This window comes from Methylovirgula ligni (assembly GCF_004135935.1).
GTDB lineage: Bacteria > Pseudomonadota > Alphaproteobacteria > Rhizobiales > Beijerinckiaceae > Methylovirgula > Methylovirgula ligni.
Genome location: NZ_CP025086.1, coordinates 1,815,707 through 1,827,920, shown reverse-complemented (window position 1 = coordinate 1,827,920; position 12,214 = coordinate 1,815,707). Strand labels below are relative to the sequence as shown.

The window sequence follows — 12,214 nt, the reverse complement described above, 5'->3', positions numbered from 1 at the left end:
GCTGAGCGGTCGATTCCAAGGAGGCGAAAACCACGCCGGAGGAAATCTCAGACCCTGACATCAGCTATATATGGCTATATATAGCTTTGTATAGCAATTAAATTTTTCTACAGACTCTTGAACTGGAGCTTGAGGCCGACATCAACATCACCCGTCTGGAGCACGGGCGACACATCGCCGAAGCCTGTCGGCTTCGAGGCCACGACGATCGCCGGAAACTCCGCGAAGCCTATTTCGTCGCCATCGTCAGCAAGGATATTGCGAGCCTGACTGGCGCAGATTGACGCCGGGCTGGGGAACCCGGATCAGGTCTTCCGGTCCGTCCGCGGTACATAACCGCTGAGTTCCATCCCCGCGTCGTCGGCAAATTTCATGTTCCAGTAATTCGCCAGCAGCGAGATGGCGGTCACGATGAGGAAAGCGGCCGTGAAATGCCATAGCAACGGGATCGGGCTTCCGCTGATCAGCATCGCAAATTGCAGCGAGGCGGAGCCAAGGCAGACGCCGAACGACAAGGTCAGCTGCTGAAAGGTCGCATAAAAGCTCGTCGCGGCGCTTATGCGCGATTTCGAAATTTCGGCATAGGCGATCGTGTTCAGCGCGGTAAATTGAAACGACATGAAAGTGCCGCAGACGAACAGAATGCCGAAGATAAGCGGCACCGGCCAGGAGGGTCGGAAGAAACCACAGACCGCGTAGCCCACACTCGCAGCGACGCCATTAAAGATGAGACAGCGGCGGAAGCCGAAACGGCGCAGCACACCGGGAGCGATGCTCTTTGTCACCAGCGAGCCGAGGGCACCGGCGACGGTGATGATCCCGCTCGTGACCGGCGGCAATCCGAAGCCAAACTGGAACATCAGCGGCAGCAGCAGCGGCTGGGCGCCCTGGGTAATTCGGGTCAACGATCCCGCGATCACCGAAAGCCGGAAAGAACGGACCGCCATCAACGACAGGTCAAGCACCGGATCCACGCGCCGGCGCGCGTAGGAGACATAGGCCAGCCCGGCAGCAAGACCCACACCGATCAGGGTCAGCGCGAGCTGTCCCTCTCCGCGCCAACTCCCCAGTTCGAAGCCGAAGAGCAAACAGCCCAGCGAAACGCCGGACAGCAAAAAACCAGGAATATCGGCCGGCGGCGCTTCCTCCCGCACCTCTGCAATAAAGAGCCGGACGAGAACGAGCCCGATAAGTCCGACCGGCACGTTGACGTAGAAAATCCAGCGCCAGCCGAAATAAGTAACGATGAAGCCGCCGAGCGGCGGTCCAACCACCGGGCCGACTATGGCCGGCGTGATGAGCCACGACATGGCCGAAATCATGTCGCGCCTGTCCACGCTGCGCAGCAGCACAAGCCGGCCGATCGGAATCATCATCGCGCCGCCCAAACCCTGAACGATGCGGGCGATGACGATGAAGCTTATGCTTCTCGCCTGCCCGGACAGCATCGAGCCGACCAGAAAGAGCACAATCGCCGCCTCGAACATGGTGCGCGAGCCAAAGCGGTCGGCAAGCCGCCCACTCGTGGGGATGAAAATCGCCAGCGCGAGAAGATAAGACGTGAGCGCAATCGACATGCTTGGGGCGGGGACGCCGAATTCATGCGCCATCGTCGGCAACGCCGTCGCCAATATCGTGCCATCCATTTGTTCCATGAACAATGCACAGCCGATAATCAGCGCGATCCAGCGATAGTTCGGAGACATCTTGAAATTGGAGATGCGTGCTGACCCGTTACGATGAGATGATCCGGAGATAGCGGCCCGGAGTTAATGAGTAGTCCGGTGGACGCGGACACTGCCCACTCATAAAGGGATCGGCGCGTTTTGCCGAGAGTGAGCGGGCGACGTTACGCCAGATGCAGCCGTCGGGCTCCGGCGATCACATCTTTTTGAGAAAATCGCTGCGGGCCTTAGGTAAGAGCAGTTCCGTGAAAGCCCGGATAAATGAAATCGCACCGAAGCTGAGACGATAAACGCCGCAGCCCCGGACGAATTCGGTTCGCGAATAGGAAAGCCGGGGAGCGTTGCCGCTCACGTATCATCGTGAAGCGGCAACGACAGGCCCCCGAAAGGAAGGCCCCTTGTTACGGCTTGGCGCCGCCAGCAGCAGCGGCTGGCGCCGGGGCGGAAACCGCCGCGGGGGCGGCAGCAGCGCCTGGCGAGGCCGCAGGCGCGCCTGCTCCCGGCTGCTGCGAAACGAGGGCGACCTTGGTAAAGCCGGCGCTGTTGATCAGGCCCATGACCTTGACGACCTGCCCGTAAGGCAGATTCGAATCGGCGCGGACATGAATGCGACGGTCCTTGGTCGGATCCTCGGCGTCGAGCGTGGCGACAAGTTGGTCCGGAGCGACAGGCTTGGTATCGACATAATATTGGCCCACCGCGTCAACGCTGACGCCGATTGGTGGTTTCTGATCGCTGAGCGGCTTCGTCTGCACCTTGGGCAGATTGATCGGCACGCCCTGCGCAATCAGGGGCGCCGCGACCATGAAGACAATGAGCAGCACGAGCATCACATCGACGAGCGGCGTGACATTCATGTCGCTCATCGGCGCGGCTTCGAAGTCGCTATCGTGTTTACGCAGCGCGAAGGCCATTGCGATCTCCCTTTCGTGAAAGCTGGCGCGACAGTTCGACTTCGAGCACGCCGATAAACGTGTGCAGCTTCTTGCCGTAGGCGCCGATGTCGGTGGTGATGCGGTTGTAGAAAATGACCGCCGGGATCGCCGCCGCAAGGCCCAGCGCCGTGGCGAACAAAGCCTCGGCGATGCCCGGCGCGACCACCGCCAGGCTGGTGTTGTTCGAATTGGCGATGCCCTGGAACGAATTCATGATGCCCCACACCGTGCCGAACAGGCCGACGAAGGGCGCCACCGCGCCGATCGTCGCAAGATTGGGCAGGCGTTTTTGCAGATGCTCGAGCGCGGCGCCGCTGGCAAGCTGCGCCACCCGATGCACCCGGTCCTGCAGATTGTCCGACTGCGCCTCGGTGTGGACGATGTCGGCGGAGCGGTTGTTCTCCTCGACCACCGCCTGATAGACGGAGACGAACGGATCGCTCGCCGGCGCATCGGCGAAGCCTTCCGCGATCGTCGCCACCGGCAGACCTGACTTGACGCTGGCGATGAGCTTGCCCGCGCGCCGGTTCAGCACCGCCAGACGCAGCAGCTTGTCGATGATGATCGTCCAGCCCCAGGCCGAGGCGAGCAGCAGCAGGATGATGACGCTTTTGACGATCGGATCGGCATGCAGAAACAGATCGACCGGCGAAAGACTGGCCGCGACAGTGGCGCTCGCCGCGCTGACGGGATCGGACATTACGGGTTCTTCCTCTGATGAAATGATTCAGTTGCGATAGGCGATGGCGCCGTAGAGCGAGACAGGGCGCGCGGTTCCCGTCGCCGGGAACGGCGCCGCCCGCTCCAAAGCTTCGGCCGCGGCACGGTCGAAGGCGGCGTTGCCGGACGGTGTAATGCTCTTCGAAATCAGATCGCCCGAGGGGCTGATCACGATGCGATAGGGCACCCGCCCGCTGCCGGTGAAGCCATCCGGTGCGGTCTCGCTGGCAACCCGCGCGATGCGGGCATGCACCTCATTGGCATAATAGGACGGCAAGGCATTCGAGGCGCGGCTGGCGCCGCTCGCAGCCGCCACATGCCGGGGGCTGGCCGTATGCGCTGCAACGGTTCTCGGCTTCGGCCTATGCTGGACGGCGACGGGCGGGGGCGGCGGCACCGGCGCGACCGTCTCCTGCTGGTCGAGCGCCGGCGGCGGCACATCCTGGTCCGGCGGCGGCGTGTCCGGCGTCGCCAGCGCGGTCTGCTCCGGCGGCGTAGGGTCGGTGACTGGCGGGGTATCCGGCGTCTGTTCGGCAACGTCCGGCGGGGTCGGCGTCGTATCCGGCGTATCCAGCGGCGCGGGATTATCGTCCGCCACCATCGTCAGCTCGATCGGATCGTCTTGCGGGATCGGCTTCGGCTTCGCAAGATAGCACAGGCCAACCAGCGCCAGCGCATACGCCACCAATGCCACACCCTGCGCAACATACGCCGGACGAACATGATAATGCTCAAGCAGTGAATGCGCGCCGCCAGTCACAGATGAGGCTGGTGCTTCCTCTTCGTCGGCAAAAGCAAAATCCCGCGGCGCCGAAACAGCCGTCATCATTGACCTCTTCCATATTGTCTACTTACTCTATAAAACTGATGGAAACATCATACAATCATTTTTTGCAGAGCAAAACGGCGCGACGGCGGGGCCAAAAGGTTGGGCCGAGCGGCAGCCGGTCTTGCCAGACATGATTGTCTGGTCTTTCAAGCCATAAAGAGGAGTCGGCGGTGCGGACTTTAGTGAGATTTGGATTTGCGGGCTTTTGGCTTTTGGCGGCGGCGCCGGTTGCGCTGCCAGCTGGGGGCGATGCGCTGCAGAAGGGCGCGGCCGCCTATAGCCACGGCGATTTCGATAAGGCGCTTCAGCTCTTGAAGCCGCTCGCCGAGCACGGCGACGCCTATGCGGCGATGACGCTTGGCCTCATCTACGCCAAGGGCCAGGGCGTGCCGCAGGATTATGCCGCGGCGGCAGGCTGGTATCGCAAGGCGGCCGAAAAGGGCAATGCCTTCGCCCAGACCAACCTCGCTCTCTTCTATGCCGAGGGCCGCGGCGTGACGCAGGATTATGCGCAAGCTGCGAGCTGGTATCGCAAGGCCGCCGATCAGGGCGTCACTTTCGCCGCCGGCAGCCTCGCCCGTCTCTACGCCAAGGGCCAGGGCGTCAAGCAAGACTATGCCGAGGCCGCAAACTGGTATCGCAAGGCGGCGGAGAAAGGCGACGTCGCGGCTGAGGTCAATCTCGCCGCGCTTTATCTGCGCGGTGAAGGCGTCGCCAGGGACGAACACGAGGCTGCGATCTGGCTGCGCAAGGCCGCCGACAAGGGCAATTCATATGCGCAATCCGCCCTCGCCTCTCTGCTCAGTGGCGAACACGCGGTGAAGCACGATGCAGCCGAGGCCGTCGCGCTCTATCGCAAGGCGGCGGAAAAGGGCGACGTCGCGGCCGAGACGCATCTCGCCGATTTGCTGGCGAGCGGCAAGGGCGCCGAAAAGGACGAAGCCGCGGCGTTCGCGCTCTATCAGAAGGCGGCAGCGCAAGGCAGCGTCTACGCGCAGAGCGTGCTCGGCACATTTTACGCGCAGGGCCGCGGCACGAAGCAGGATTATGCGCAAGCGGCGCTTTGGTATCGCAAGGCGGCCGAGCAAGGCAACGCCGCAGCGGAGGTGCGTCTTGGCCTGCTCTATCTTCAGGGATCGGGCGTGGCGCGGGATGAAGCGCAGGCGGCGCTCTGGCTGGAAAAGGCAGCGGCGCAGGGCGATGTGGCGGCTGAAGCCAATCTGGCGCGGCTCTATGCCGAAGGCCGCGGCGTGCCTGAGGATTATGCCAAGGCCCGCGATCTCTATCGCAAGGCCGCCGACAAAGGCGATCTCGCGAGCGAGATCAATCTCGCCCTTCTCCTCGCCAAAGGCGGCCCGAGCGGCGCGCCGGATTATACGGAGGCTGCGCGCCTCTTCGGCGCGGCGGCGGCACGCGGCAATGTCACCGCGCAAAGCAATCTCGCACACCTCTATGCCGCGGGGCTGGGCGTGACGAAAGACCCGGCGCAGGCGGCGGCCTGGTATCAGAAAGCCGCCGATCAGGGCGATCTCGCCGCAACGCTCGCCCTCGCGCACGCCTATGAAACGGGCGCGGGCGTCACCAAGGATTTGACGCAGGCAGCAAGTCTCTATCGCAAGGCGGCCGACAAGGGCTTTGCCGGGGCTGAAGCCAAGCTCGGCGCACTTTACGCCACCGGCGCCGGCGTGCCGCAGGATTATCAGCAGGCCACGGCCTGGTTCGAGAAAGCAGCGGCGCAAGGCGATACAGCGGCAGCGGCCAATCTCGGCCTCCTCTATGCGAAGGGCGAAGGCGTCAAGCAGGATTATGCTGCCGCAGCCAAATGGTATCGCGCGGCAGCCGAGAAGGGCGATACCTTCGCCGCCGCGAGCCTCGGCCTGCTCTACCGGCACGGCCAGGGCGTCACGCAGGATTATGCTGAGGCGGCGAAATGGTACGCCAAAGCGGCGGATGCGGGCGACCCCAGCGCGGCGTTCAATCTCGCTTTGCTCTATGCTGGAGGCACGGGCGTCAAGCAGGACTATACCGCCGCCGCAACCTATTACCGCAAAGCGGCGGAGCACGGCATTGTCGCAGCGCAGGTCGCCCTCGCCCAGCTGTATGAGAAGGGCCAGGGCGTCAAACAGGATTATGCGCAAGCCGCCGACTGGTATCGCAAGGCCGCCGATCAGGGCAATGTGTTCGCGCAGAGCACGCTCGCCCTGTTCTATGCCAAGGGTCAAGGCGTGAAGCAGGATTATACGGAAGCCGCGAATTGGTATCGCAAGGCGGCGGACAAGGGCGATCTCTTCGCCGAGACGGGCCTTGCCCTGCTCTATCAACGCGGCCAGGGCGTGAAGCAGGATTATGCCGAGGCCGCGAAATGGTACGCCAAAGCGGCGGAGCGTGGCGATGCCTTCGCGCAAAGCAATCTCGGCCTTCTCTACGCCGACGGCCAGGGCCTGAAGCAGGATTATGTCGAAGCCTACAAATGGTTCACGCTCGCCGCCGAGCACGGACCCGTGGGCAATCGCGCAACTGCGCAAAGCAATCGCGACATCATGACCGACAAATTGACCGAGGCCCAAATCAAACAGGCAAAAGACCTCGTCGCGCACTGGCGGCCACTACCGTAAAGCAATCCATATACGATCGAGAGCAACTGCGACACGCGTCGCAGTTGCTCTCGATTTTCTACCCTCGCCGAGCATGCCTTCGGCCCAGCTTTGCCATAGACCACAACAGCTCCGCTCACGGATCGGTGAAGCTGTGAAATCCGCTAAAACCGGACCAAGCCTTGTTTACGGCGATCTTGTTGGCCATGTTCCATCGCGAATCGCAAAAAGCCCGCACAATCGCGGGCAGACAGGGAGGAGCAGAAGCCGCGTTGCGGGTGGAGAATTAAGTGACCGAGCAGGAAGCCAAACAGCCTTGGCCGAGCCTTGTGATTTTCGCGCTGGCAATGGGGGGCTTCGCCATCGGTGTCACCGAATTCGCGACGATGAGCCTGCTGCCCTATTTCGCCCGCGACCTCGGCGTCGATGCGCCGACCGCAGGCCATGCGATTAGTGCCTATGCCCTGGGCGTCGTCGTCGGCGCGCCGATCATCGCCGTGCTGGCGGCGCGGATGTCGCGGCAGACCTTACTAATCCTGCTGATGGGTCTGTTCGCCGCCGGCAACGCGCTCGCGGCTTTGGCTCCATCCTTCGGCTGGCTCGTCGCCTTCCGCTTCCTCAGCGGACTGCCGCATGGCGCCTATTTCGGCATTGCCGCGGTGGTTGCTTCCTCGCTCGTACCCGCCAACAAGCGCACGCAAGCGATAGGACAGATTTTCCTCGGCCTGACCGGCGCGACGGTTCTGGGCGTTCCCCTCGCCAACTGGTTCGGCCAGGCGGTGGGCTGGCGCTGGAGCTTCGCCCTCGTCGCGCTTCTCGGAATCGCAGCTTTGATCGGCGTCGCTTTGCTCACGCCGCGCGATGCGCCGGACCGAACGGCGAGCCCGCTCGCCGAACTTGCGGCGCTGAAGCGCCCGCAGGTCTGGCTCACGCTCGGCATCGGTGCGATCGGCTTCGGCGGCCTTTTTTCCGTCTATACCTATCTCGCTTCGACGCTCGCCGCGGTCACCCATGTCTCGGCCTTCTTTCTGCCGATCGTCCTCTGCGCTTTCGGCCTCGGCCTCACGGCGGGCAATCTCGTCATCCCGCGCTTCGCCGACCGCGCCTTGATGCCGACCGCCGGCGTCCTGCTCGTCTGGACCGCCGGCACGCTCGCCCTCTATGCATTTGCGGCACATAATATCTGGACCATTACGCTCGATGTCTTTCTCATCGGCTGCGGCGGCGCGCTCGGCACCGTTCTCCAGACGCGGCTCATGGATGTGTCCGGCGAGGCGCAGGCGCTTCCCGCAGCGCTCAATCATTCTGCCTTCAACACCGCCAATGCGATCGGCCCCTGGCTCGGCGGCATCGCCATCGGCGCAGGTTTCGGCTGGACATCGACCGGCTGGGTGGGCTTCGCGCTGGCCTTCGGCGGCCTCGCCATCTGGTTTCTGTCGGTCGTCATCGACAGCCGCATCGAGGGCGAGCCGAAGCTTGTGGAAGACGCGGCGGAATAGCCGTCATTGCGAGCGAAGCGAAGCAATCCAGAGTCGCTGCTGGATTGCTTCGTCGCTAACGCTCGTCGCAATGACGGCGGCTAAGCCGCCTGCCCCTTCGCCTCGCGGCGGCGGTCGTGGAGAATCCATTCGGTATAGCCGTTCGGCTGAACCCGGCCCTTGAAGATCAGATCCTCCGCCGCCTTGAAGGCCGGCCCGTCGAAGCCAGGCGCCATCGGCCGATAGGCTTTGTCGCCATCGTTCTGCCGATCGACGACTTTCGCCATCCGCTTCAGCGTCTCGGCGACCTGCGATTCGCTGACGATGCCATGCAGCAGCCAATTGGCGATGTGCTGGCTCGAGATGCGCAAAGTGGCACGATCCTCCATCCGCGAAACATCGTGAATGTCGAGCACTTTGGAGCAGCCAATGCCCTGGTCCACCCAGCGCACGACATAGCCGAGAATGCCCTGGCAATTGTTGTCGAGTTCCTCCTGCACCTCGTCCGGCGCGAAATTGCCGCGCGAGACCGGGATGGTCAGCAGATCGGACAATTTCGCATGCGGCCGGCTACGCAATTCCTTCTGCCGGTTCACGACATCGACGCGATGGTAATGCGTCGCATGCAGAATCGCCGCGGTCGGCGAGGGCACCCAGGCGGTGTTGGCGCCGGAGGTCAGATGCGGAATCTTGTCGAGCAGCATATCGGCCATACTGTCCGGCATCGCCCACATACCCTTGCCGATCTGCGCCCGGCCCGGCAGACCGCAGCGCAGGCCGACATCGACGTTCCAATCCTCGTAGGCCGCGAGCCATTTGGTCTTCTTCATATCCTCCTTACGCACCATCGGCCCCGCCTCGATTGAGGTATGGATTTCGTCGCCGGTGCGATCGAGGAAACCGGTGTTGATGAAGACGACGCGATGTTTCGCCGCCGCGATCGCCGCCTTGAGATTGACGGTCGTGCGCCGCTCCTCATCCATGATGCCCATTTTGAGCGTGTGGCGCCGCAGACCGAGGAAATCCTCGACCGAGGCGAAGAAGCGATCCGCCAGCGCGACTTCCGCCGGCCCGTGCATCTTCGGCTTCACGATATAGACGGAACCCTTGGCGCTGTTGCGCCGCCCCTGCCGATGCAAATCGTGGATCGCGGCGAGCGACGTCACGGCGGCATCGAGCAAAGTCTCCGGGATTTGTGCACCGTTCGCATCGAGCACGGCGTCGGTCATCATATGATGGCCAACATTGCGCACCAGCAGCAGGCTGCGGCCGGACAGCGCGAGCGATGTGCCATCGGGCTCAATAAAGAGGCGGTCGTCGGCAAGATGGCGCTCGACCAGCCGGCCGTTCTTCTCCACCTGCGTGGAGATCGTGCCCCGCATCAGGCCGAGAATATTGCGATAGAGCGCGACCTTGTCGGCGGCATCGACCGCGGCAACGCTGTCCTCGAGGTCCATGATCGCAGTCAGCGCCGCCTCGACGACAATATCGGCAACGCCGGCGAGATCGTCCGCACCGATGCGGCTTTCCCGGTCAATGACAATTTCGACATGCAGCCCGTTATTGCGCAGAAGCAGCGCGCGCGGCGCGCTAACCTCGCCGCGATAGCCCCGAAATTGCCCCGGGTTCTGCAAGCCTGTTTCGGAACCGTTGGTGAGCTTGGCAACGAGCTTGCCGTCACCGATGCGATAGGCCGCGACCTCGCTATGGCTCGCGCCGGAAAGCGGCGCCGACGCATCCAGAAATTCCCGCCCCCAGGCGGTGACGCGCGCTCCGCGGATTTTGTTGTAGCCCTTGCCGCGCTCCCCGCCGTCGGCGTGGGAAATTGCGTCGGTGCTGTAGAGCGCCTCATAGAGCGAGCCCCAGCGCGCATTGGCGGCATTCAGAACATAACGCGCGTTCGACACCGGCACGACCAGCTGCGGGCCGGGCACGAGCGCAATCTCCGCATCGACATCCTCGGTCGAAATGGAGAAGTCGGCGGGCTCCGGCACGAGATAGCCGATCTCGCGCAGAAACCGCTCGTAATCCGCCGGATCGAACGGCCGGCCGCGATGGCCCAGGTGATAGGCGTCGATCTGCGCCTGCAAATCGTCGCGGATTTTCAGCTGCGCGGCGATCTGCGGCGCATATTCGCCGATGAGCCTCTCGAACCCGTCCCAAAATGCGCTCGCGGCGACGCCGGTGCCCGGCAGGGCCTCGGCCTCGATAAAATCGTAAAGATCCTTCGCGACTTTGAGGCCGCCGACTTCCTGATAATCACGCATGCGCAAGTCTCCCCGGCGCACCAAATTCAGACCGGACGCGAGCCCGCGAATTTGACGAAATTGTCCTCGAACAGACCGACGAGCCGGCGCGCCTGCGCGGCATAGGCCGCGGGGTCGGGCCAGGCGCGCGCGGGATCGAGAATCTCGTCCGGCACGCCCGGAACATGCAGCGGCACGCTCAGACTGAAATAGGGCTCCTCGCGGAATTCCGCGCCGTCGAGCGCGCCACTGAGCGCCGCGCGCAGCAGCGCCCGTGTATGCGCGATCGAAATGCGCTTGCCTACGCCATAGGCGCCGCCGGTCCAGCCCGTATTGACGAGCCAGGTCGCCGCACCGCTCTCGGAAAGATAGCGGCGCAAGAGTTCGCCATAGACCTGCGGCGGGCGCGGCAGGAAAGGCGCGCCGAAGCAGGCGCTGAAGGTCGCCGACGGCTCCTTGCCGAGACCCTTTTCCGTGCCGGCGACGCGCGCGGTGTAGCCCGAAAGGAAATGGTGCATCGCCTGCGCCGGGGTGAGCCGGGCGAGCGGCGGCATCACACCGAAAGCATCGGCCGTCAGCATCACCACATTGCGCGGCACCCCGCCGAGGCCGTTCGGCTTGGCATTGCCGATGAAATTCAGCGGATAGCAGGCGCGCGTATTGGGCGTCAGCGAATCGTCGTCGAGATCGAGTCCGCCGTTCGCATCGACAGGCACATTCTCCAGCACCGTGCCGAAACGGTGCGAGGCTGCCCAAATTTCAGGCTCTGCCTCGCGGCGCAGATTGATGACCTTGGCGTAACAGCCGCCCTCAAAATTGAAGACACCTTCCGGCGACCAGGCGTGCTCGTCGTCGCCGATGAGCTGACGCTCAGGATCGGACGACAAGGTCGTCTTGCCCGTGCCCGAAAGGCCGAAAAACAGGGCCGTATCGCCGGCCGGCCCGATATTGGCGGAACAATGCATCGGCAATACGCCTTTCGCCGGCAGCAGCCAATTCATCACGGTGAAGATCGCCTTCTTGATCTCCCCTGCATATTGAGTGCCGGAAATGACGATCAGCTTTTGGGCAAACGACAAAGCCACCGCCGTCGAAGAGCGCACGCCGCAGCGGGCGGGATCGACCGGCAGATCGGGCGCGTGGAGGATCACATAATCCGGCTCGAAGCCTTGCAGCTCCGCCGGCGCGGGCCGGATGAACATGTTGCGGGCAAAAAGCGCATGCCAGGCATTCGTCGTGACAAGGCGGACGCGAATGCGATGCGCCGGGGCCGCCCCGGCGTAAAGATCCTCGACGAAAAGGGTCTGGCCCTGCAGATAGCCGCGCACGGTCTCGGTGAGCGCGGCGAACCCGGCGGCCGAGAGCTTCTGGTTGACGCTGCCCCACCAGACGTCGTCATGCACATCCGGCTCATCGACGATGAATTTGTCCTGCGCGGAGCGGCCGGTATGCGTGCCGGTGCGCACGACCAGCGCGCCATCGGCCGAAAGCTTGCCCTCGCCGCGCTGAAGCGCCACCGCCACGAGCGGCGCGGCCTGAAGATTGGCGTAGACGGCGGGCGCGCCGAAAAGCCCCGTCCCGCTCAGCGCTGTCCCGCCAAGCTCCCAGGTTCGCGCAAGTGCGTTCATCAAAGCGGCCTCCGATTGTGATTCCCGTGCCCGCGGCGCACGCAGGTCATAGGTCGGTCATCACCGCAATCGCACTGCGGAACAATTGGACTTTCAGCG

General features: G+C 63.6%; 8 protein-coding genes. 2 read left to right on the top strand and 6 right to left on the bottom strand.

Translation table 11 applies throughout. The features are described 5' to 3' along the window. Nucleotides 1-305: 305 nt before the first annotated feature. The 4 genes from CWB41_RS08760 to CWB41_RS08745 form a co-directional block, all read right to left on the bottom strand. Complete coding sequence (locus tag CWB41_RS08760; RefSeq protein WP_115837063.1) at nucleotides 306-1,706, bottom strand: MFS transporter; 1,401 nt, start codon at nucleotides 1,704-1,706, stop codon at nucleotides 306-308. A 380-nt stretch (nucleotides 1,707-2,086) separates the two neighbouring features. Next, complete coding sequence (locus CWB41_RS08755; protein ID WP_115837064.1) at nucleotides 2,087-2,599, bottom strand: ExbD/TolR family protein; 513 nt, start codon at nucleotides 2,597-2,599, stop codon at nucleotides 2,087-2,089. After that, on the bottom strand, nucleotides 2,580-3,320 hold the full coding sequence (locus CWB41_RS08750) for a MotA/TolQ/ExbB proton channel family protein (RefSeq protein ID WP_129396450.1): 741 nt from the start codon (nucleotides 3,318-3,320) through the stop codon (nucleotides 2,580-2,582). Before CWB41_RS08750 ends, CWB41_RS08755 begins: the two co-directional genes overlap by 20 nt. A gap of 27 nt (nucleotides 3,321-3,347) precedes the next feature. Beyond that, nucleotides 3,348-4,169, bottom strand: coding sequence for a TonB family protein (locus CWB41_RS08745; RefSeq protein ID WP_115834657.1), 822 nt, complete (start codon nucleotides 4,167-4,169; stop codon nucleotides 3,348-3,350). A gap of 182 nt (nucleotides 4,170-4,351) precedes the next feature. Here CWB41_RS08745 and CWB41_RS08740 point away from each other — a divergent pair, with 182 nt between their 5' ends. After that, nucleotides 4,352-6,784, top strand: coding sequence for a tetratricopeptide repeat protein (locus CWB41_RS08740; protein WP_165204188.1), 2,433 nt, complete (start codon nucleotides 4,352-4,354; stop codon nucleotides 6,782-6,784). Between the two features lie 326 nt (nucleotides 6,785-7,110). After that, the gene (locus CWB41_RS08735; RefSeq protein WP_181902942.1) at nucleotides 7,111-8,262 is read left to right on the top strand and encodes an MFS transporter; all 1,152 of its coding nucleotides are present in this window, start codon (nucleotides 7,111-7,113) and stop codon (nucleotides 8,260-8,262) included. An 80-nt stretch (nucleotides 8,263-8,342) separates the two neighbouring features. Here the strand turns inward: CWB41_RS08735 and CWB41_RS08730 are convergent, their stop codons facing one another. Next, nucleotides 8,343-10,508, bottom strand: coding sequence for a malate synthase G (locus CWB41_RS08730; RefSeq protein WP_115834660.1), 2,166 nt, complete (start codon nucleotides 10,506-10,508; stop codon nucleotides 8,343-8,345). Nucleotides 10,509-10,534: 26 nt separating this feature from the next. Beyond that, complete coding sequence (pckA, locus tag CWB41_RS08725) at nucleotides 10,535-12,115, bottom strand: phosphoenolpyruvate carboxykinase (ATP) (RefSeq protein ID WP_115834661.1); 1,581 nt, start codon at nucleotides 12,113-12,115, stop codon at nucleotides 10,535-10,537. Nucleotides 12,116-12,214: the final 99 nt, after the last annotated feature.

Coding starts and splice junctions, on each gene's coding strand:
- CWB41_RS08755 (WP_115837064.1), bottom strand. CDS start 2,599: ATGGCCTTCGCGCTGCGTAAACACGATAGCGACTTCGAAGCCGCGCCG.
- CWB41_RS08730 (WP_115834660.1), bottom strand. CDS start 10,508: ATGCGTGATTATCAGGAAGTCGGCGGCCTCAAAGTCGCGAAGGATCTT.
- CWB41_RS08735 (WP_181902942.1), top strand. CDS start 7,111: ATGGGGGGCTTCGCCATCGGTGTCACCGAATTCGCGACGATGAGCCTG.
- CWB41_RS08750 (WP_129396450.1), bottom strand. CDS start 3,320: ATGTCCGATCCCGTCAGCGCGGCGAGCGCCACTGTCGCGGCCAGTCTT.
- pckA (WP_115834661.1), bottom strand. CDS start 12,115: ATGAACGCACTTGCGCGAACCTGGGAGCTTGGCGGGACAGCGCTGAGC.
- CWB41_RS08745 (WP_115834657.1), bottom strand. CDS start 4,169: ATGATGACGGCTGTTTCGGCGCCGCGGGATTTTGCTTTTGCCGACGAA.
- CWB41_RS08760 (WP_115837063.1), bottom strand. CDS start 1,706: ATGTCTCCGAACTATCGCTGGATCGCGCTGATTATCGGCTGTGCATTG.